The organism is Entomomonas sp. E7T21 (assembly GCF_058693955.1).
Window position 1 is genome coordinate 1,323,938 of sequence record NZ_CP191672.1, and the last position, 20,924, is coordinate 1,344,861.

Consider the following 20,924-nt stretch of genomic DNA (forward strand, 5'->3'; position numbering starts at 1 on the left):
ATAGCCTAGATCAAACAGGTAACGCCATAGACCAACAGGCTATTCGTTATGCGCCTATGGCTTTGCGTACCCATGTTATTGCTTTTAGTTATGGAGCGAGCAAGTTTTTAACTTTTTTTGTTGGTATTATTGGTTTCATTGCCGCCATAATGACCACTTATGCTCCAGGTATAGTATGTATTAATCATCTGATTTTGTTAACTAATTACTTTATAAAAACGCTTATAATTTATTTTTATTTTTCTTATAAGTTACTTGTTTTTTGTTTTCTCGCGTTTCAGCAGCTTTGTTTCGAACACGCTGCCATTTTAACCATGCTACTAAATTAGTTAATCCTAATATCTGCATTTGTTCAATAAAACGCTTACGCCAGTTTATAATAGTTCCTAAGCCTAATTTAAGTTTATGTTGATTAGAAAGGGTGTTTAAAATCTCTTCATTATTTTTGCCTTGACAAAGTTCTTTAATAAAAGGTACCCAAAAATCCTTGTGGCGTAGTCTATTAAGTGGAGTTTCTTTAAATATACTAAATTTATAAGCACATTTACCACATTCAAAATAAGGTCTATTTTTATGTACACCTTCTTTTTTATTTCTTAAATTGATTCGTTGTTTTATAAAGTGTCCACATTGGGAACAGGTTGCTGTTTGCTGGTTTATACGCTCTTTAACCCAATTGACAATAACTTTCTGCTCTTGGGTAATTTCGGCTGTTAGTGTGTGATCAGTATAATCATGATGCGGTTTCCACCACTGGTAAAGCTTAGGAAAAAGGTCTTGCATCATTTGGTTTAATCTTCTTTCTCTAACAATACAGGCATGTTGCGAAATATTCAGCCGCTGATGAATCTTTTTAATAGGTAACCCTACCAGTCGATACATAATAAAATCAGGCCATAACTCCATACGAGTCATACGTGCAAAGTAAGTCCCCGTCAATTGGCTAAATTCTTTTTTACAAAAATAACACTGAAAACGAGGTTCATCTACAACATTTCTAGTTGTTAATTGTTTAAAGCTACTGTATTCACAATGAGGACATTTAGTTGGAAACTGATAGGGAAAATAACGTACGTAATTTATGAGTGCGTCAGCATCGGCTAATAAATGTTGTGGAATGATTTTATAGTAATCAGGTTGTTGTTTATTGGTCATGGCTATTTAGCTGAGGTAAGAGGCTTATGCTTTATTGTAAGTTGTTTGAGTGCTTTAAAAGGATCAAGCGCTAATAACTGGGCAATATACATAAATTCCACAATATCTAGTCGTCTTTCACCGTTTTCTATTTTTGCTACAAATGATTGTGGCCTGCCTAAAGCCTCAGCTAATTGTACTTGTGTGATACCCTTAGCTATCCTTGCACTTCTCAACGTATTAATGATTAGTTGATATTCTTTAGTATAAATAGAACTCATATGGTTATCTCAAAAAAATCCTAAATTCGAATATCAACTATTTTCATAATTATCCCAAAATGGGATAATAGATTTATCTGTTATTTCATGTTGATAAATAGGATATAAATATGCTAGAGGAAGACTGGACACCTAATGAGATTATTCAAGCGCTTAATAAACGAGGTATAAAACTTTATGAATTATTAAGAACACATAAACTAAATCAAGGATTACAGTTTAAATATTCACAATTAGAAAGGGTGATTGCAGATGCGCTTAATATTTCTGTTACTGAGCTTTGGCCTTCTAGGTATTTATATAAGTAACACATAAATAAGGATATAAGGTGAAATTTTTATTATTAAATAACTCAATATAGCTATTAAAAATTTTGTATACACTGTATACAAAGTTAAAAGTCATCGATATTTATGCAAGATTTATTGTTTGTATGCTTAATAATAGGAAAGATATTATTAGTATATCCCTTGCAAGAGAATAATTAGATAAAAACCCTTATATATTGTTAATGCAACCATTGAAACAATTACTCAGATGATGACAAATACATAATTAACCTTTGAGTTTTAAAACTAAAAAACTGTGTACAGTGTACACAAAATTAAAATCCAAATAATTTGTACTAAATAAACAAAATATAGCAACAGTACTAAATAGCTACATCACTTTTAATAATGTAGCTATTTCATAGGTTATATATAAATATCAAGTATAAATTGTATTTAGAACTTGCTATCTCCCTAAATATTGTACAGTTACTTCTTCTCGCCCATGTCCTAACTCTTTAGTAAGTGTAAGCCTTGCTCGATGATCCAGTAGTTTTTCTTGTAGGGTATAGTCTTTACTGGTTTTCCCTCCACAAATAGGTGGTTCAGATCCTGTTATTTCTCTGTAGCGTTGTTGAGCATAGCTGTGTCTTAACCCATGTAGATTATTATAGCCTGCTTGTTTAACTTGGTTGTCGTAATGGTTCCTTTGTTGTATGTAACTTTTATGTGCTGGGATAAGTGAGTTATTGCCTACCAATTGTTTGATTTCATCTATTAAGGCTCTTTGTTGTTCGTTTCTAATAGGAATAGTTCTTGGCCTGCCACCCTTTGTCCATGAGGCTTTTAGTTGGATATAGTGATCTTGATCTGCATAAACAGGGTTAAATTTGATGCATTCTTCTCGTCTTAATCCAAAAGCTTGTTGCAGCTTTAAGCTATACTGTACATATTTATCAGTAATTAATTCACTTCGGCTATCCAGTTGCTGGCTTTTATTATTATTTACTGTTTTTTTGTAATCTCTTCTTGCAATACCCAATGCCTGATTCTCTTTGGGAATAAGTTGACTACGATTTAGTTTACTTAAAAGCCATCTTAATGCTGACATTCTGTTTTTTATTGTGGCTATAGAAAGTTGATTGATTTTATGCTGTTCGTTCCACTGATCTATCAATGCATTAATATGTTTACCTTTAATAGAATGAATAGTTAGTTGTCGGTAGTTAAGTGTTTTTAATTGGTCTGCGGCTTGTAATAATATTCGTAAACGGTCTTTTTGAGTGGTATAAGAACCATCTTTATTATGGTTACAGATGCCAATAATGCCATGTTTTAAATTTGCCATAGGTTTTGCCTCGTCATTTCTGGTACTTGATTCATAAAATTATCTTGGTACTTCACATTGTTATTCCGATGATTTAAAGGTTAGTGTTAATGGCAGTTCTACAGTGCATCACTACTGTGAAATCTTGTTCTTTAAACTAATAAAGAACAAGTAAAGCCAATGCAGGCTCGGAATAGCCTGTTGCCTCAAAAGGAGGACCCTATTGCTGTTCCTGTTGGAATCATGCAGACAATAGTTGCTACAGCAAAATCAAAAGATAAGTCATAGCCCATGCAATTTGGTTTTGCAGGGTTTGCACCCAAGTTTGTGACGAGTCCTAAAGGCGTAGCGAACCCTTAGGATAAATTGGATTTATAGCCAATCGTTATAACCCAATGCTGTGAAGGTGTTTTAGCTATTATTTTTGCTAAAAAGATTCTGGTAACAATTCATTGATCTTAAAAAACAAAAGATCAGAAATTGCTAGTTTGAAAGCTATGCCCCTACATCATTAATGTAGAACATAACATTTGATTTTATGTTGTACTTGTCTTCTGTTAATAACAACATAATGACAAATATTTATATTAAGTAACAGTAAACAACCCTAATGGCGTTAACTTGTTTGTATTTAAAAGAAACATACTATTACCGTTGATGGTAATCGTCAGTGCCTGCCGTATGCTTAACTGACTTTTGGGTTAACCTATCCATACATGGATACATAGCTTTTAAGGTTATAGCTATCTGGGCATGATGTTATCAACGATAACGATTCATACTCTTAATTTTATGTATTAACAAATAGATGTCAAGCGTTTATTGCAAGAGCTTTATATATCAAAATATTTCGATAAAATCAGATAAAAATAAGCCTATCACTGACCCATCACTTAAAATATTTCCCTATATCTGTTGATTACCAGTAAATATAAAATACTGTCACTGCGTAAAATAATTTTTCTAGTCTTCAAAAATAAAAAGAAGAAGCTAAATAAAAATGACCAATTTTTATTTAACTAGTCAAAACGTTATTTAATTTATATAGATTTATTGACGGCTATTGAATGGTTTATTCAAAGCTATATTCATTTTATTTTTTTATTTGGAGTATTTTATGAATAACAAAGAAGAACGCCGTCTTATTAAATTACCAACTGTAATGGAGTTAACGGGATTAGCTAGACCAACTATTTATCTTTATATAAAAAAGGATAAGTTTCCTCAATGTATTAAGGTAGGGAGTAGTAGTTTTTGGGAGTATAACGAAATTCAACAATGGATTGCAGACCAAATTAATAATCGAAATCAGCTTAATCGTTAGTTTTAGCTAATGATCTAACAACATTTAGTTGTCTCCAATAAGGAGGCAACTAAATGTATTAATCATTTTATATAAACAAAGTATTGATTATTAATTTTATATATAGGATATAAAATACATATGCATAGCTGTAATCATTTAGAGTTTTTAGATACTGATAATGAACGGTCATTGATTGATTTATTAAAGCAACTGGACCATAAAAAGATTTCTCGCCAAGAAAAAGAAAAAATAAACTATATAATAGGGATTGCTCATCAACAGTTAGTAGATGGAGCTAACTTATCAAAGAACGATTTTATAAGTTATTTACACGCATTAGTGATGTGGCATAAAACATCATTGACTACACTAGCTAATAAAACCTCTGCTTCAGTAGTAGATAATGATAATAACTCATCTATTTATAAAGCATTACTAGTTAATGCCTCAACAGTAACACCACAGAGCATCAGATGGATATGGCCTAACTATTTAGCCAGAGGCAAATTGCATATTTTAAGCGGCCAAGCAGGAACAGGTAAAACTACCTTGGCTTTAGCTATTGCAGCAACCATTAGTAACGCAGGGGAATTTCCTGATGGATTTTGTTGTAAGCAGTCAGGTCAAGTGCTTATCTGGTCAGCTGAGGATGATTTAAATGATACATTATTACCTAGACTTCTTGCTTTACAGGCTAATATAAACACTATCTATATTATCCAAGGCAGAAAAAATCAATTAACGGGGCAAATAGAACCTTTTGATCCTGCTACAGATATTCATTTATTAATAGACACAGTAAAAGATATAGGTTTTGTTGATTTGATGATTATTGACCCTATTGTATCTATGGTTAAAGGCGATATGCATAAATCAACGGATGTTAGAAGCTCATTACAACCATTGGTAGACTTTGCTAATAGGATTGATTGTGCCATCTTAGGGATTACGCATTTTTCTAAAGGAACACAACACAGCTCACCCTTAGAACGCGTCACAGGCTCTTTAGCGTTTGGAGCATTACCTAGAATAGTCTGGGTGACGGCTAAAGACCATGATGAAAATAAACATCTATTAGCTATCGCTAAATCAAATATTGGGCAAGATAATATAGGGATTTATTACCACCTTAAACAAGTAGATTTACCAGAAGGCTTTAGTGCTAGCTGTGTTAATTGGGGAGACCCTGTCAATAAACAAGCATTACGACAATTAAGCCAACTGGAACAAAAAACAGACCAAAGAACACATACTGAACCAGTCACTACATTACAAAGCATTTTACAACGAGATAAACTACCTAGTAATAAAATAAAACAACTAATGAAAGACAATGGCTTTACTGAAAAACAAATTAGAACCGCTAGAGAAAAACTCAATATACAAATTATTCAAGAAGGTTTTGGTCAAGATATTAAAACTTTTTGGCAATTGCCCCATATTTGCCCTGATTAGTCATATATGCCTATAAATACTATGGGCATATATGGGGAGTAGAGGCAAATATGATAATATAAGCCCTTTATTTATTAATGTTTTACCAACATTGCTTTAATATTATGAACAGTAAGTATCTATATTAGCTAACGCTTAGTTAAAATATTAAGGTCTATAAAGTAAAGGAAATACCATGTTTAATGAAGATACTCGTGTAAAAATTCCTGTAATCCTACATTTAATGCGTTTAGGGTATGAGTATTTATCGCTTAAAAAATGCCAATGGGATATGGGTACTAATATTTTCCCTGAGCTATTTTGTAAAGCTATTGCTAAAATTAATCCTAACTTAGAGCAAGATGATATTGGCCGATTATTAGAAGAAGTTAAATTAACCTTAGATAATGAAGATTTAGGTAAAGCGTTCTACGAAAAACTAACAGATCGTTCAGGTATTAAGCTAATAGATTTTGAAAACTTTAAAAACAATAGCTTTCATGTAGTAACAGAGCTTACTTATCAAAATGGTGATGAAGAGTTTCGGCCTGATATTACCTTGTTAATTAATGGTATGCCTTTGGTGTTTATTGAGGTTAAAAAGCCTAATAATCCAGAGGGTATATTAGCTGAGCGGGAACGTATTAGTAGGCGCTTTCAAAACAAAAAGTTTAAACGCTTTGTTAATATCACTCAGTTTATGATCTTTTCCAACAATATGGAATATGATGATGAGGCGATACAACCTCTACAAGGTGCCTTTTATGCGAGTGCGTCTTATCGCACGCCTATTTTTAATTATTTCAGGGAAGAGCAGTTATTAGCATTACCAGAGCTTTCTAAACCATTAGCTGAAGAAAAAGAATTAGAGGTTTTAAAAGATACTAATAAAGAAATTATTCGTAATAATGAAGAGTTTAAACTTAATAAGGGTGAGCATAGACCTACAAACCGTATTTGCACCTCATTATTAAGCAAAGATAGGCTATCCTTTATATTAAGGTATGCCTTAGCCTATGTGGCAGAAACACAGGGTATAGAAAAACATATTATGCGCTACCCTCAGCTCTTTGCTACCAAAGCTATAGAAAGTAAACTTAATGAGGGAACTAAAAAAGGAATTATCTGGCATACTCAAGGCAGTGGTAAAACAGCATTGGCTTACTACAATGTCAAGTTTTTAACCGATTATTTTCAACGTCAACACGTTATTCCTAAATTCTATTTTATTGTGGATCGGATTGATTTATTGATCCAAGCACAACGGGAATTTACTAGTCGTGGCTTAACGGTTTATACCATAGACTCGCGTGAAGCCTTTAGCCAAGATATTAAAGCCACTAAGGTTATTCATAATAACAGTGGTAAGCCCGAAATTACTGTAGTCAATATTCAAAAATTTAAAGATGATCCCGATGTTATTTCAACTAAGGACTACGATGTTAATATCCAAAGGGTTTATTTTTTAGATGAAGTGCACCGTAGCTATAATCCTAAAGGCAGTTTTTTAGCTAACTTAGATCAGTCTGATCGTAATGCTATTAAAATAGGTTTAACAGGTACACCATTACTTGGGGAAAGTTATAACTCTCGTAGTTTATTTGGCGGATATATTCATAAATATTACTATAACTCTTCTATTGCAGACGGCTACACTTTACGACTAATTCGTGAAGAAATAGCGACTAACTATAAAATGGCCTTACAAAAAGCCTTAGAAGAAGTAGAAATTCAACAAGGGGATGTGGATAGAAAAATAATCTATGCCCATCCTAATTTTGTTGAACCTATGTTGGATTACATTATTACTGACTTTGAAAAAAGCAGAGGGGCTTTAGGCGAGTCTAGCATCGGTGCAATGGTGATTTGTGATAGTGCTGATCAAGCTAAAAAAATGTTTGAGATATTTAATAGTCGTTATCCACAAAATAGTCAGTTAATAAATCAAGTAGCAGCTAACGAAAGTAATGCTGCTCTATTAAAGGTAGCTGAAGAAACAGCTTTTTACTCAGCAAAACGTAAGCAAGATAATAAGATTAAAACAGCTGCGCTTATTCTGCATGATATAGGTACTAAAGAAGAACGCAAAGATTGGGTTGAAGCTTTTAAAGCAGGTAAGATAGATCTACTATTTGTCTTTAATATGCTATTAACAGGCTTTGATGCAAGACGTTTAAAGAAACTCTACTTAGGGCGTATTATCCGCTCTCATAATCTACTACAAGCCCTAACACGTGTTAATAGACCCTATAAAGAGTTTCGTTATGGCTATGTGGTGGATTTTGCTGATATACGTAAAGAGTTTGATAAAACTAATAAAGCTTATTTTAAAGAACTACAAGAAGAGCTTGGGGATGAAATAGACAGCTATTCCCATCTATTTAAATCACAAGAAGAAATTACCGCAGAAATCGAGCATATTAAAGATGTACTCTTTAAGTTCAATATCGAAAATGCCGAAGTTTTTTCTCAGCAAATTAATGAGATACAAGATCGTCAAACAATATTAGCGCTAAAAAAAGCATTAGCAGATGCTAAGAGCTTATATAACCTTATTAGGCTACAGGGCGAATATAGCTTTTTGGATCAGCTTGATTTTAATAAGCTTAATATACTTTACCGAGAAACAACGAATCATCTTAATTTGCTTAATTTAAAAGCTAATTTAGAACAAGGTACAGAAACCACTAATTTACTTAATATCGCCCTAGAAGATATTATCTTTAAATTTATTAAAATAGGTGAAGAAGAGCTACAATTAGCAGCTAATGAGTACCACAAAACATTAAGACGTACCAGAGAAGCTCTAGTAAGTAATTTTGACCAAGATGACCCTAAATTTATCACTCTTAAAGAAGAGTTGGAGCGGCTATTTAAGAAAAAGAATTTAAGTGCCATCACCCAAGATGAGATGAAAGCCAATACCGATACACTCAATAAAATTTATGAGCGTGTTAAAGAGCTAAATAGAAACAATAATCTACTTCGCCAAAAATACCTCGGTGATATAAAATATACCCGTGTCCATAAACGTCTACAAGAACATGGCCGTATTACCGAATCTGAACGTAAAATCTTTGAAGCCCTGATAGGGGTTAAACAAGATACCGATACGGAAGTGCTGCAAAACTTCCAAGTCTTAAATAATGAAAGTTATTTTAAACAAATGGTCATGCCAAAGGTAAGAAACCATTTTATCAAAGAACAATCCATTGAACTCAACCTGCAAGCATCTCATTACATTAATGATCTTGTTGTAAAAGAATACCTTAAAGAATTTAATAACGGAGCACAACAGTGGTAGTTGAACTAACCTTCCAACAAAAAACTAAAGAACTTATTGATGGTTTAAAAGGTATTTGTGCTAACTATGGCTTAGGCAATGATGGTAACGAATTTAAAATTATTACCCAAGCCTTTCTCTATAAGTTTCTAAACGATCAGTTTGCATTTGAAGTTAAAAAGAAAATCCCCTCTTTGGCAAATAACCCCAATTGGGAAGAGCCTCTTTATGAAATGACAGAGGAACAATACGGTGGACTATTGCTAGACCTCCCACAAGGCGTCGCTCGTTTAAAAACAGCCCATCTTATTGGTCAACTATTTAACCAACAAAACCAAGCAGATTTTGCTAAAACCTTTGACGATACCTTAATAGATATTGCCAGTAGTAATACAGAAGTATTCTCTGTTAAAACAGAAGGTGGTGCTAAAGTTATTTTATTTGACCGTATCAGTAACTTTATTGCAGATGACAGCAAAAAAGATGACTTCTGCCGAGCTATTATTAACAAACTAGTCACTTTTAGTTTTGAACATATCTTCTCTAAAGGGTTTGACTTTTACGCTACTATTTTTGAATACCTTATTAAAGACTACAACAGCAATAGTGGCGGCAAATATGCCGAATATTATACACCCCATGCTGTAGCGCGTATTATGGCGGCAGTATTAGTGCCACAAGAGCAAAGAGGAAAAATTAATAATGTAAGTTGCTATGACCCTTCGGCGGGGTCAGGTACATTATTAATGAATGTAGCCCATGCCATAGGGGAAAATAGATGCAGTATCTACACCCAAGATATATCCCAAAAATCCTCCAACTTACTAAGGCTTAACCTAATTCTTAATAATCTAGTGCATTCTATTCCTTATGTAATACAAGGTAATACCATCTTGCACCCTTATCATAAAGAAGGTAAAGAGCTAAAACATTTCGACTATATCGTCTCTAATCCTCCCTTTAAATTGGATTTTAGTGACTATAGAAACGCTTTAGATACTAAAGACAATGATAAGCGGTTTTTTGCAGGTATTCCTAAAATCAAACCCAAAGACAAGGACAAAATGGAAATCTACCAATTGTTCTTACAACATATTATCTTCTCCTTAAAACCTACAGGTAAAGCAGCAGTAGTAGTGCCTACGGGGTTTATTACTGCACAGGCAGGTATAGATAAAAAAATCCGTCAACATTTGATAGATAATAAAATGCTAGCAGGCGTAGTTTCGATGCCTAGCAATATTTTTGCCACCACAGGGACTAATGTATCTATTGTCTTTATTGATGCTACCAATAAAGATAAAGTGGTATTAATAGATGCTTCTAACTTAGGTGAAAAGGTTAAAGATGGTAAAAATCAAAAAACCGTGCTTACCCAAGCAGAAGAACAACAAATTATAAATACTTTTAACCAAAAGGAAATTAAAGAAGATTTTTCAGTAGTAGTAAGTTATGAAGAAATTACCAATAAAAACTATTCACTAAGCGCAGGCCAATATTTTGATGTAAAGATTGAGTATGTAGATATTACCCCAGAAGAATTTGCTACAAAAATGCATGGTTATACTCAAAACTTAGAAGAATTGTTTAAACAATCCCATGAATTAGAAGAAGAAATTAAAAAGCAGTTGGCGGGGTTGAAGTATGAGTAATCTTTTAACACTAAAAGATATTTCTATATTAATTACTAAAGGGACAACACCAACTAGTATTGGTAGAAATTTTGTTTCTACAGGTATAAATTTTGTTAAATCGGAAAGTATTAAAGACTCCAAACATCTAGATTCATCACTTTTTATGAAAATTGATAGTGAGACAGATGATAAACTAAAGAGATCAAGACTTGAAAAAGATGATTTACTTTTTTCCATTGCTGGAGCTTATTTAGGTAAACTAGCAATTGTGCAAGATATTGACTTACCTGCGAATACAAATCAGGCTGTGGGCATTATTAGGCTTAATAAAAGAAAAGCCAATGTTGATTACATATATTATTTTTTTAGCCAGCCCAGTGTAAATAAATACATAAATAGCTTGTCTGCTCAATCATCTCAACCAAATATAAATTTAGAGTTATTAGGCCGACTTAGTTTTAAGTATATTGATTTAAAAGAACAAATAAAAATAGCAAATATTCTTTCAGTGATTGATAAAAAAATCGAACTAAATAAACGTATTAATACTGAACTGGAAGCTATGGCAAAAACTTTATATGACTACTGGTTTGTACAGTTTGATTTTCCCAACAAAGATGGTAAACCCTATAAAAGCACAGGTGGAAAAATGGTTTACAATGCAATCTTAAAGCGTGAAATACCTGAGGGGTGGAAAAATATACAGTTAGGAAATGTAGTTGCACGTATCGGAACAGGTCTTAATCCAAGAGATAATTTTAAGTTGGGAGAAGGTAAAAATTATTATATTACTATTAAGGATATTGAACAGAATAAGATCTTATTCTCTGATAAAGCAGATCGAATAAGTGATGAGGCTCTCGATATTATTAATCAACGATCAGACCTTAAAGAAGGTGATATTCTATTCACAAGCATACAACCTGTTGGTCTTACATATTTAATTCATAATAAACCAATTAATTGGAATATTAATGAATCTGTTTTTACTATTAGAGCAAATAGTTCATTAGTAACTAGTGAGTATTTATTTAAGCTTTTATCAAGCGAGCAAATGAAAGTTTTTACAAAAAACTCATCATCAGGTAGTGTTCATAAAGGGATCAGGCATGGGATATTAAAAACGTTTGTTTTTGCTTATCCAAGCTTGCCGCGTATAGAAAAATTTACTGCTGTCATTAAACCAATCTTACAAAAACAATATAATCTTGAAATAGAAAACCAACAACTTGCTACACTAAGAGACTGGCTACTTCCCATGCTAATGAATGGTCAAGTAACTGTTAAATAGCTAACCTAGCTTGCTATTAACTAAAACTAGGTTAGTAACTGAATTAAGGACGAGTATATTCTGCCTCTTGGGTTTCGTCATCCAAATCTACTCCTTCTTCTTGTAGATCTCCTTGGTAGGCTTTTTTACCCATTGCTTGTTCTATAAGCACTAATAGTTGTTTTTGTCTATCTTCCATAAAAGCAGTGAAGTTATCAGCTCTGAGTAACTCTGGATTAATACAATGGGATTTTAAATAACTATCTAAGGTAGCAGGCTGAATAGCAGGGGTTTTACTGTCTCCTGTTTCCAATTTATGTAAATAACTAGAGGGAGCAGAACCACCAATAATACGATTAGTTTTATAACTTAGTGGCGTTTTATTGATAATAGAATCGTAAATCTTAGAACTAATGCCTTGCTTCGCGCACCAATCTTTAGGAAAGATATGATGAATATCCACATATTCTCCAAAAAATACCGTATGGTCAAATGCTTGACCTGAACGAAAATCCTGTGCCCCTTGTTTCATTAATAATGCATTGACCCCTTTGTAGGCTGCAGATAAACGGGTTTTCATGGTTTTTAGCCTATCAGGTCTAAACAGCGTTTCGCTGACAGTTGAGGGCTCTATATCACCTTTTAACCAAGCAGGTACTTGCATAAAGTCTCTTGCATTGCGTGTATCCACTGCAGACCCGTAAAGCTCACCAAATACACCGTTCCAGTACCATTGAGTTAATTTTTGTCGATTAGCTTCATGTTCCCAAGCATCGCCTATATCAGCCAGTATAGCAGCTAGAGGAACTACTTGTGATTGATAAGGTAAATCAAATATTTGATAAATATGCAGCATATGCAAAAACTTAGCCGCTTTTTCAAAGCCTGCTTCAGCTTGTTTTTCATACTGCTTATAAGCTGCTAAGGGCAGATTTAATAAAGCATGTCGATTACCAGATACCGCAGGTAATTCTTTACCTTGTTTACCTGCTTGTTCTGCTTGACGTCTCCGTTCTCTTGTATAGAACAGTGAGATCACTTGTAAAAAGTCTGTATTGGAGACATTACTAATAATACCTTCCTTACGACCTGCTAATCGGTAGGCTTCTATAAAACGCTGTTGTCTACCTGGGTTTTTACCATCGCCATACCAATCTTTACGCAGTTCATGCCCATCTGCTGCATAAATAGCAGTAACTAATTCAAAGGCGTCTAGTGCCTTACCTTTGGTATTTACTTTTTCAAATACCACACAGACTGCTTCTTTACTCGTCTCTCTATCTAAAGCAATAACGGGGACTCGGTAGGCTTTAAAGTTCTCTAAAACTTCTCGTTTAAATTGCCTAAATAAATCTCTTTTAGGTTTGTTATCATCACCCGCCCAGTAGCTATCAAAACCGTCTTGCCATTCATCCCAATAAAATACATCCGTCATAGGAAAAATGAAGTTAGCATATTCTTTTTCAGGTGAAGAAATATCTAACTCTATCTCTCGTCCAAATTGACTGGTTAATTTTTTATCTTCAGGGATACTTAAAATAGCTTCTTCTCTATCTACAGTAGGATCTAATGCTTTTTCTATATCAATATAAAACCAACGCTTAACCTTTTTATTTTTAGGAGTTACTGTTTCAACAATTTGTTTGCGTAATGTTACTTGATACATGGAGGTAATACGTTGTTGACCATCCAATAATAATGATTGAGGTAACACCGATTTAGTAGCTTCTGGCACGCCCTCTATTATTCTAGGTTTAAATTCTACAGGGCCTCCTGTATAGAGCGTCATCAATGCACCAATAGGGAATGAACGGGATATAGAAGCAATAAGGCTCTTTATTCTATCTTCATCCCAAACCCAGCTTCTTTGAAAATCGGGTAACTGTAATTTTCCAGTATGGCATTCATTTAGTAATGTTGAGAGATCAACGGGATTGGTTTGAAAGGTAGCCCCTGCCATTGATTTAATCCTTTGATAAAATAAAAGTTAAATTATTACTTGTATAAGCAAATAAAACAATTTTATTTTTGCTTATCAATAATGAATAACCTTATTCACTAGTGGCTTCTTAAATTATATAACGTGTTGATCTATCATTTGATCTAACTTATCAGCCCATTCTTGCATCATATTTCTGCGTTGCTCTATGTATTGAGCATGGTTGTAAGTCGCTCTAATTTGGTCTTTATCTGAATGTGATAGCTGGGCTTCTATCCATTCTTTAGGATAACCTAGTTCATTAAGTGCTGTTGATAGTGTGGCTCTAATACCATGACCTGTTAGTTTGTCTTTATATCCCATACGTCTTAATCCTTGGTTTAGGGTGTTTTCACTAATAGGCTGGCTTGGATCTGAGCGATGACATAGTAAGTATTTTTGCCACGGGTAACTTAAACTAATTAGTTGTTCTACAATGGTTATCGCTTGTCTTGGTAATGGGATTATATAAGGTGGTATTTCATTGGTAGCTGTTCTTACCTTTTTTTGGAGTTGTTTAACCTGTTCAGCAGGGATTTTCCATAGTCCTTGTTGTAAATCAAATTGATCTTTATTGGCTTGCCTTAGTTCACCCGTACGCACTCCTGTGAGTAATAATAACTTTATTCCTAGTTGGGTTTGTAGTGCTCCTTGATAGTTATTGAGTGTTTTTATAAAGTCTGGTAGTTCATCCATTTTTAAATAGGGATTATGTTGGGTTGGTTTTTGTGGTAATGCCACAATGTCCATATCGGCTGCTGGATTATGATTAATAAGCCCCTCTACAATAGCATGACGAAACAGTTCATTGAGCCATCCTCTACATTTTTCAGCAATGGATAAAGCCCCTCTATTTTCAATTGAGCGAAGTACTTTAAGTATATCTACTCGTGTTATATTTTCTAATGGAAGTTTGCCTAAAGCAGGTAGCAAATCTTTTCGCATATAACGTTCTATTTGTACCAACGTACTCTGTCTTCCTCCTGTATATCCTGTAGCAAGTTTTCTTAGTTTGAATGTTTTCCAATGCTCTGCAAAAACAGCAAAGGTGACTTGTTGAGTATCAGAATCAACAGTTTGGACAATTTTTTTATGTTGACGTGGATCCATCCCTTTAGCAACTAATGTTCGTGCTTCATCTCTTAGTATTCTGGCATCTCTTAAGCCAAGTTCTGGATAAGTACCAAGGGAGATACGTACACCTTTTCCTTTTAATTGGTATCTAAAATGCCAACTCTTTGTGCTATTAGGTGCAATAAAGAGATAAAGCCCGTCAAAATCTTTTAGTGTGTATGATTTCTGTTTGGGTTTTGCTTGACGAACAACAGCATCTGTTAAGGCCATTAGATATCCTCCTTATTATCATGGTAAAAACTTAAAAATCCTTGATTTACAAGCCCATGACTGTAACGAAGATAACATAGATTTGATGTACAAACATAAAATTCTGATGTACAGGATAATGTACAAAAAAACCGTAGTTGGAGGTAGATTTGTGTAGATTTATAAGAAGTGAAATTAGCTATAAAAGCAATATATTTCAAGATGTTATAGCGATACTTGGCTATATATAAATTTAGAAATGGAGCGGAAAACGAGACTCGAACTCGCGACCCTAACCTTGGCAAGGTTATGCTCTACCAACTGAGCTATTTCCGCTTTATTTGAGGTTGCTAATTTTATAGCAACCATGATGAGTGTCAATAGTTATTTGTCTATTTGTTTGGTTTCAGTTGTTTTTTCGCTAGTAAGATAGGGCCATGCCGCCATTAGGTAGTGGATCATTGACCAGATGGTAAGGATTGCAGCGATACCTAGTAGTATATAACCTGTAATTACCCATGCAGTGAGTTTGGGAGGGTTAGCCAGTAGGATAACAAGTGCTAGCATTTGCGCAGCAGTTTTCCATTTACCTAGTTTGGATACGGCAACATTAGTACGTGCACCTAGTTCGGCCATCCATTCTCTAAGGGCAGATACTACAATTTCACGGCCAACAATGATGATGGCGGAGAGTGTTAAGCAAAGGTTTACCATAGTGCCATGAATAACTCGTGAGTGACTGCCGACGAGGAGTACAAGTGCTACAGCTACAATAAGTTTGTCTGCTACGGGGTCTAGAAAAGCGCCGAAGGGGGTGGTTTGGTTCCACTGTCTGGCTAGGTAACCATCAAACCAGTCAGTAATGCAGGCAATAGCAAAGATGATACTAGCAGTTAGATAGACCCATTTAAACGGCAGTAGGTAGATAAATACAAAGATTGGAATCAGTATAACGCGAAGAACCGTAAGTATGTTGGGAATATTCATTGTAAACCTTTTTACTGAGTAGGCTATGGTGTATCACTATAGACTTTGTCGGTGGCTATGATAGCAAGCTTTTTCTGGTTGGTTAATGGGTTAGTGTATAATTTATTACATTTAGTTTTAAATAAGTATGATTATTAGACGATTGTATAGGGTGTAGGATATATGGAGGATAAACGTTACTGTGCTGTTTTAGGCAGTATCAATATTGTTACATTTGGTTGTTAAAGAGTGGAGTATTTTATGGACGGTGGGCATTAAAATAATCTAATATATGTTTTTATATAGAAACATCCCAGTAAAAGAAGGATATGTGAATGATGATTTCAACCATGTTACGTAATGTTTGTGTTGCTGGTGCTATTGTGTTAGCAGCTGGTTGTGCTACTGAATCTGCTAAACCAAAGTTAACACCTGCTCAACAAACTATTGCAGCTATGTCTTATGATCAGAAAGCCGCTAAGTTTTTAGATATTATTCATGCTGATAAGTTGACTACACCTGCTTATATGCAAGTGCAAACCATGCTTAATCAGTTATTTGAAGTAAGTAAGGCACCTGAAAGTAAGGTATCTGTGTTAGAGCGTTATCAAGGTCAAGCAAATGCTGTGTTAGATAAGGCGATTGGTTGGGATGTGATTAAGCCAGATGTAGTTAAGTTATATACTACTAATTTTACAGATGCTGAGTTAGCTCAGTTGATTGAGTTTTATGAGTCACCTACAGGTCAAAAAATGTTGAAGCAATTACCTGTGGTAACGATGCAAACGGAACAGTTGATTCATAAGAAAGTGATGGAGAATGCTGCTCCTGAAATTAATAATATCATTGAAAGCATGGCTAAGGAATTAAAGGTTCCTTTAAAAAGAACTCGATAAGTAGATAGTATGCAAGATCGTATCGATGCCGCTCTAGTAGCGGCTTTTTCACCTAAGCATTTTGTGGTGGAGGATGAAAGTCATTTTCACCATAGAGGCGAGCAAACACACTATAAGGTGATTATAGTGAGTGATTTATTTGATGGGGTGTCTAGAGTGAAGCGCCATCAGCAAGTTTATGCTGCATTAGGTGATATTATGCAGCAGATTCATAGTTTGGCTATTCATGCTTATACAATGAGTGAGTGGCAGCGTGAAGGTTTGTCAACAGTTCCTGAAAGCCCGCTTTGTAAAGGTGGCAGTTTGCACGATATGAATAAGTAGTTTGGGTTGAATGGTAGTTATTACGTGATGATGTGGTAGCTGCTTTTTTGAGGAATTTTATGTCAAATCACGCATTGTTGTTAATGAATTTAGGTTCACCAAAGTCTCCAAAAGCAGAGGATGTAAAGCCTTATTTAAAACAGTTTTTAATGGATCCTTATGTGATTGATTTGCCTTGGCCAATTCGTAGGTTGTTGGTGGCAATGATTTTAATTAAGCGTCCAGAGGCTTCTGCTCATGCTTATCAAAGTATTTGGTGGAATGAAGGTTCACCATTAGTGGTGTTGAGTAAACGCTTACAGAAGATGATGGAGCTGCATTGGCAGCACGGGCCAGTAGCATTAGCAATGCGTTATGGTGAGCCTAGTATTGAATCAGTATTGTTGGGATTAAAAAAGCAAGGTGTTGAGCAAGTAACATTAGCACCACTTTATCCACAATTTGCGGAGAGTACGGTAACAACTGCCTTAGAAGAAGTAAAAAGGGTGGTGAAGTTGCATGGTTTATCTTTTAAATTTAAGTTATTAGAGCCTTTTTATAATCAGCTTCGTTATCTTAATGCTTTGGTGAGTAGTGCACAGGAAGTAATGAAGCAAGATTTTGATCATTTGCTGTTTAGCTTTCATGGTATTCCTGAGCGCCATATTTATAAATTGGTTAAAGATGATAAACATAATTTACAGGCAACTCATAGCAGCCAGATAGATCAAAAATATATTGACGTTTGTTATCGTACGCAATGTTTAAAAACAGCTGAGTTGTTTGCTGAGCAAGTAGGATTACCTAGTGATAAGTGGTCAGTTTCTTTCCAATCTCGGTTAGGCCGTACTAAGTGGATTGAACCTTATACGGATATGCATTTAGATGAGTTGGCGGCTAAGGGTGTAAAGCGTTTATTAGTTATGTCACCTGCATTTGTGGCTGATTGTTTGGAGACTTTAGAAGAAATTGGTATTCGTGGTCGTGAACAGTTTTTAGCAGCTGGCGGAAGCAGTTTTGAGTTGATTCCTTGTTTAAACGATACACCTTCTTGGGTGGTTGCTTTAAATCAGTTATGCCAGCCTGAAGAAACTAAGCCTTTTACTATTAATTAGAGCTGCATTAAGTCAATAAATCGAGGGGTAGCTTGCTCGTCGATTTTAAGGTCAGTAAAGTTAAATAGTTTTGTATCTGCTAGTTGCGAAGGCACAACATTTTTTAATGCACGAAACATGATTTCGACACGGCCTGGATGGTCTTTTTCCCATTTATTAAGCATTTCTTTAACCACTTGGCGTTGTAGGTTATCCTGAGAGCCACAAAGATTACAAGGGATAATAGGGAATTCTTTAAGGGTGGCGTAGTTTTCAATATCTTTTTCCATGCAGTAGGCTAAGGGTCTGATTACAATATTGCGTTTATCATCAGCCAATAGTTTAGGTGGCATTGCTTTTAAGGTACCACCATAGAATAGGTTGAGGAAAAAGGTTTCTACAATATCGTCGCGATGATGACCAAGGGCTATTTTGTTGGCACCAATTTCATCGGCATAGGTGTATAGGGCGCCACGTCTTAAACGTGAGCAGAGCGAGCAAGTAGTTTTGCCTTCGGGAATTTTTTCTTTAACAATAGAGTAGGTGTCTTTTTCAATAATATGATAGTCAACTCCTATTGAGCTTAGATAGGCTGGTAATACGTGCTCTGGAAAACCAGGTTGCTTTTGGTCTAAATTAACAGCAACAAGGCTAAATTGGATGGGGGCTACTTTTTGTAGGTATAACAAAATATCAAGTAGGGTATAGCTGTCTTTACCACCAGATAAGCAAACCATGATTTTGTCGCCATCTTCGATCATATTATAGTCAGCCACTGCTTCACCTACTAAGCGACGCAGGCGTTTTTGTAGTTTGTTTTGATTGACTGAAAGTGTGGTCATGGATGTTGCTACCTAATGCTACCTAAAAGAAAAGAGCCGTATTTTACCTGTATCTGTACGTTAACACTAATTTTTCTTAACGTGTTGTGGTAACAGCATTTCTTTTTAATGAATAAGTCGCTAAAATGGCGGGCTTGTAACCAGAACTGATATGCAATGACTGATAAGTATATTATTGAATGCCCTAGCTGTAAGGTACGTTTTTTCGTCACCGATGATTTACTCGCGGCGGCAGGGGGAGCATTGCGTTGTGGATTCTGTAAACATGTCTTTAATGGCAATGATTATATTGTTTATCAAACATTAAAACCTGCTCCTGCTAAAGAGGAGGTAGAAGATACTCCAACTACTGAACAATCCTCTATTAGTCATCAGCAAGAAGCATCCCAACCAGAGAAAACAGAGCAAGCTAAAACAGGTCGTACGGAAGATTATTGGAATAACATAGTTGATACATTATCTAGTTTTTCGGTAAATTTTAAGTCTGTTGATGAGCCTAAAGTTATTGATAGTAAACCAGATTTTTCTAATGAAAAGAGAGAGTCACAACAAAGCTTATTTATTGCTGATGAGGTGGTTAATAACAAAACTCATATTGATGCTGATATTGTTGTAGCACTAAATAAGATAGATTTTGATCAGTTGTTGCAATTAGATGAAGCAGAGCTAATTGCTAAACAAAGTAAAGATATTACCAATGTATTAGCGAATTTTAATACCTCATTAGCAGAAGAGAATAGTTTTCAGCAGGCATTAGAACTTGATGAAGAAGATTCATCAGAATTTGATGAAGTACAGCATATAACGATAGATGATGGTGCACCAAAAGATATCTATGGTAATCGTCTTAAAAAAGTATCTGATATAGATTTTTCAATTCCCAGTCACAGCAGATCCAAAATAGTAAATAAGCATAGTGTTTTATGGTCATTGTTATCTATATTGGCAGTGTTAGTATTGTTAGGGCAGTATTTACGTTATGCTGCCCCTGAAATGGCTAGAACAGAAGCTAATAGGGCTTGGGCTGAACAGGTATGTAGTTATCTGTGGTGTGATGTACCAGATTTGGTAGATGTAAAGAAAATTATTACGAGTCAGCTGTTGGTAAGAAGTAATCCACAACATGATGGGGTACTGAATGTTGATGCAATTATTCGTAATGATTTAACTGTTTTCCAGCCTTTCCCTGTGATTGAGTTACGTTTTACTGACTTGAATGGACAAATAGTGGCAAGTCGTCGTTTTTTACCTGATGAATATTTGTCCCATGAAGCATTAAAGAAAAATAAAATGCCTCCACAAACCCCTATTTATATTTCATTTGAAATTATTGATCCAGGTGAAGAAGCCGTAGGTCATTCACTCTATTATTATCCTGTTGTACAATCTCATTAACCTATAATTAATCTAAATAAGTGATAATTGTCATCGTATTCCAATAAAATTAACTTGCAGACCAGCAAAAGTCGTACTAGTATTCAAGAAGCATTATTTGTGTAAATGATTTACTTTAGGGTTGAGTAGTACCTAGGGATTAGGAAATATAATGGAGTATTTATGTTTGACCCAGCTAACAGCACACAT

Annotated in this window: 17 protein-coding genes and 1 tRNA gene; 10 read left to right on the top strand and 8 right to left on the bottom strand. The window is 34.7% G+C overall.

What is annotated here, in order from left to right; genetic code table 11:
• Window positions 1-222: 222 nt before the first annotated feature.
• Entirely contained in the window at window positions 223-1,155 is a 933-nt protein-coding gene (locus tag ACQVD9_RS06260; RefSeq protein ID WP_264746722.1) for a hypothetical protein, read from the bottom strand.
• Between the two features lie 2 nt (window positions 1,156-1,157).
• Window positions 1,158-1,415, bottom strand: coding sequence for a helix-turn-helix domain-containing protein (locus ACQVD9_RS06265; RefSeq protein ID WP_264746721.1), 258 nt, complete (start codon window positions 1,413-1,415; stop codon window positions 1,158-1,160).
• Between the two features lie 110 nt (window positions 1,416-1,525).
• Between ACQVD9_RS06265 and ACQVD9_RS06270 the strand changes: the two genes are divergently transcribed.
• Window positions 1,526-1,723 (top strand): helix-turn-helix domain-containing protein, encoded by a 198-nt coding sequence (locus ACQVD9_RS06270; protein ID WP_264746720.1) that lies wholly within the window; start codon window positions 1,526-1,528, stop codon window positions 1,721-1,723.
• A 427-nt stretch (window positions 1,724-2,150) separates the two neighbouring features.
• On the opposite strand, the gene ACQVD9_RS06275 is transcribed toward ACQVD9_RS06270, so the two are convergent.
• On the bottom strand, window positions 2,151-3,032 hold the full coding sequence (locus ACQVD9_RS06275) for a phage integrase N-terminal domain-containing protein (protein ID WP_264746719.1): 882 nt from the start codon (window positions 3,030-3,032) through the stop codon (window positions 2,151-2,153).
• A gap of 1,096 nt (window positions 3,033-4,128) precedes the next feature.
• Here ACQVD9_RS06275 and ACQVD9_RS06280 point away from each other — a divergent pair.
• The 5 genes from ACQVD9_RS06280 (at window position 4,129) to ACQVD9_RS06300 (ending at window position 11,959) form a co-directional block, all read left to right on the top strand.
• A complete protein-coding gene (locus tag ACQVD9_RS06280) occupies window positions 4,129-4,335 on the top strand; it encodes a helix-turn-helix transcriptional regulator (RefSeq protein WP_264746718.1) in 207 nt (68 codons plus the stop codon).
• A 120-nt stretch (window positions 4,336-4,455) separates the two neighbouring features.
• Window positions 4,456-5,772 (top strand): AAA family ATPase, encoded by a 1,317-nt coding sequence (locus ACQVD9_RS06285; RefSeq protein ID WP_264746717.1) that lies wholly within the window; start codon window positions 4,456-4,458, stop codon window positions 5,770-5,772.
• Window positions 5,773-5,947: 175 nt separating this feature from the next.
• Window positions 5,948-9,055 (top strand): type I restriction endonuclease subunit R, encoded by a 3,108-nt coding sequence (locus tag ACQVD9_RS06290; RefSeq protein ID WP_264746716.1) that lies wholly within the window; start codon window positions 5,948-5,950, stop codon window positions 9,053-9,055.
• Window positions 9,049-10,686: an HsdM family class I SAM-dependent methyltransferase gene (locus ACQVD9_RS06295; RefSeq protein WP_264746715.1), complete on the top strand. Its 1,638-nt coding sequence runs from the start codon at window positions 9,049-9,051 to the stop codon at window positions 10,684-10,686. The genes ACQVD9_RS06290 and ACQVD9_RS06295 overlap by 7 nt, the downstream gene beginning before the upstream one ends.
• Window positions 10,679-11,959, top strand: a complete 1,281-nt coding sequence (locus ACQVD9_RS06300; RefSeq protein WP_264746714.1) for a restriction endonuclease subunit S — start codon at window positions 10,679-10,681, stop codon at window positions 11,957-11,959. Before ACQVD9_RS06295 ends, ACQVD9_RS06300 begins: the two co-directional genes overlap by 8 nt.
• Window positions 11,960-12,002: 43 nt before the next feature.
• Here the strand turns inward: ACQVD9_RS06300 and ACQVD9_RS06305 are convergent, their stop codons facing one another.
• The 4 genes from ACQVD9_RS06305 to pgsA form a co-directional block, all read right to left on the bottom strand.
• Entirely contained in the window at window positions 12,003-13,898 is a 1,896-nt protein-coding gene (locus ACQVD9_RS06305) for a GmrSD restriction endonuclease domain-containing protein (protein ID WP_264746713.1), read from the bottom strand.
• A 114-nt stretch (window positions 13,899-14,012) separates the two neighbouring features.
• Window positions 14,013-15,260, bottom strand: coding sequence for a tyrosine-type recombinase/integrase (locus ACQVD9_RS06310; protein WP_264746712.1), 1,248 nt, complete (start codon window positions 15,258-15,260; stop codon window positions 14,013-14,015).
• Window positions 15,261-15,499: 239 nt separating this feature from the next.
• Window positions 15,500-15,575, bottom strand: a tRNA-Gly gene (locus tag ACQVD9_RS06315).
• Between the two features lie 48 nt (window positions 15,576-15,623).
• Window positions 15,624-16,226: a CDP-diacylglycerol--glycerol-3-phosphate 3-phosphatidyltransferase gene (pgsA, locus tag ACQVD9_RS06320; RefSeq protein WP_264745209.1), complete on the bottom strand. Its 603-nt coding sequence runs from the start codon at window positions 16,224-16,226 to the stop codon at window positions 15,624-15,626.
• 314 nt (window positions 16,227-16,540) lie between these two features.
• On the opposite strand from pgsA, the gene ACQVD9_RS06325 reads away from it, so the two are divergent.
• Genes ACQVD9_RS06325 through hemH form a run of 3 tightly spaced genes read left to right on the top strand, consistent with a single transcriptional unit; the run spans window position 16,541 to window position 18,519 of the window.
• Window positions 16,541-17,101: a DUF2059 domain-containing protein gene (locus ACQVD9_RS06325; protein ID WP_264745210.1), complete on the top strand. Its 561-nt coding sequence runs from the start codon at window positions 16,541-16,543 to the stop codon at window positions 17,099-17,101.
• Window positions 17,102-17,110: 9 nt separating this feature from the next.
• The gene (locus ACQVD9_RS06330; protein WP_264745211.1) at window positions 17,111-17,425 is read left to right on the top strand and encodes a BolA family protein; all 315 of its coding nucleotides are present in this window, start codon (window positions 17,111-17,113) and stop codon (window positions 17,423-17,425) included.
• Between the two features lie 59 nt (window positions 17,426-17,484).
• Window positions 17,485-18,519 (top strand): ferrochelatase, encoded by a 1,035-nt coding sequence (gene hemH / locus ACQVD9_RS06335; protein ID WP_264745212.1) that lies wholly within the window; start codon window positions 17,485-17,487, stop codon window positions 18,517-18,519.
• On the opposite strand, the gene ttcA is transcribed toward hemH, so the two are convergent.
• On the bottom strand, window positions 18,516-19,340 hold the full coding sequence (gene ttcA / locus ACQVD9_RS06340) for a tRNA 2-thiocytidine(32) synthetase TtcA (RefSeq protein WP_264745213.1): 825 nt from the start codon (window positions 19,338-19,340) through the stop codon (window positions 18,516-18,518). The genes hemH and ttcA overlap by 4 nt on opposite strands.
• Window positions 19,341-19,496: 156 nt before the next feature.
• Between ttcA and ACQVD9_RS06345 the strand changes: the two genes are divergently transcribed.
• Window positions 19,497-20,735: a DUF3426 domain-containing protein gene (locus tag ACQVD9_RS06345; RefSeq protein WP_264745214.1), complete on the top strand. Its 1,239-nt coding sequence runs from the start codon at window positions 19,497-19,499 to the stop codon at window positions 20,733-20,735.
• The last annotated feature ends 189 nt before the right edge of the window (window positions 20,736-20,924 follow it).

Excerpts from the sequence above, each read along its gene's own strand:
- ACQVD9_RS06260 (WP_264746722.1), bottom strand. The coding sequence starts at position 1,155 with ATGACCAATAAACAACAACCTGATTACTATAAAATCATTCCACAACAT.
- ACQVD9_RS06265 (WP_264746721.1), bottom strand. The coding sequence starts at position 1,415 with ATGAGTTCTATTTATACTAAAGAATATCAACTAATCATTAATACGTTG.
- ACQVD9_RS06270 (WP_264746720.1), top strand. The coding sequence starts at position 1,526 with ATGCTAGAGGAAGACTGGACACCTAATGAGATTATTCAAGCGCTTAAT.
- ACQVD9_RS06275 (WP_264746719.1), bottom strand. The coding sequence starts at position 3,032 with ATGGCAAATTTAAAACATGGCATTATTGGCATCTGTAACCATAATAAA.
- ACQVD9_RS06280 (WP_264746718.1), top strand. The coding sequence starts at position 4,129 with ATGAATAACAAAGAAGAACGCCGTCTTATTAAATTACCAACTGTAATG.
- ACQVD9_RS06285 (WP_264746717.1), top strand. The coding sequence starts at position 4,456 with ATGCATAGCTGTAATCATTTAGAGTTTTTAGATACTGATAATGAACGG.
- ACQVD9_RS06290 (WP_264746716.1), top strand. The coding sequence starts at position 5,948 with ATGTTTAATGAAGATACTCGTGTAAAAATTCCTGTAATCCTACATTTA.
- ACQVD9_RS06300 (WP_264746714.1), top strand. The coding sequence starts at position 10,679 with ATGAGTAATCTTTTAACACTAAAAGATATTTCTATATTAATTACTAAA.
- ACQVD9_RS06305 (WP_264746713.1), bottom strand. The coding sequence starts at position 13,898 with ATGGCAGGGGCTACCTTTCAAACCAATCCCGTTGATCTCTCAACATTA.
- ACQVD9_RS06310 (WP_264746712.1), bottom strand. The coding sequence starts at position 15,260 with ATGGCCTTAACAGATGCTGTTGTTCGTCAAGCAAAACCCAAACAGAAA.
- pgsA (WP_264745209.1), bottom strand. The coding sequence starts at position 16,226 with ATGAATATTCCCAACATACTTACGGTTCTTCGCGTTATACTGATTCCA.
- ACQVD9_RS06325 (WP_264745210.1), top strand. The coding sequence starts at position 16,541 with ATGATGATTTCAACCATGTTACGTAATGTTTGTGTTGCTGGTGCTATT.
- ACQVD9_RS06330 (WP_264745211.1), top strand. The coding sequence starts at position 17,111 with ATGCAAGATCGTATCGATGCCGCTCTAGTAGCGGCTTTTTCACCTAAG.
- hemH (WP_264745212.1), top strand. The coding sequence starts at position 17,485 with ATGTCAAATCACGCATTGTTGTTAATGAATTTAGGTTCACCAAAGTCT.
- ttcA (WP_264745213.1), bottom strand. The coding sequence starts at position 19,340 with ATGACCACACTTTCAGTCAATCAAAACAAACTACAAAAACGCCTGCGT.
- ACQVD9_RS06345 (WP_264745214.1), top strand. The coding sequence starts at position 19,497 with ATGACTGATAAGTATATTATTGAATGCCCTAGCTGTAAGGTACGTTTT.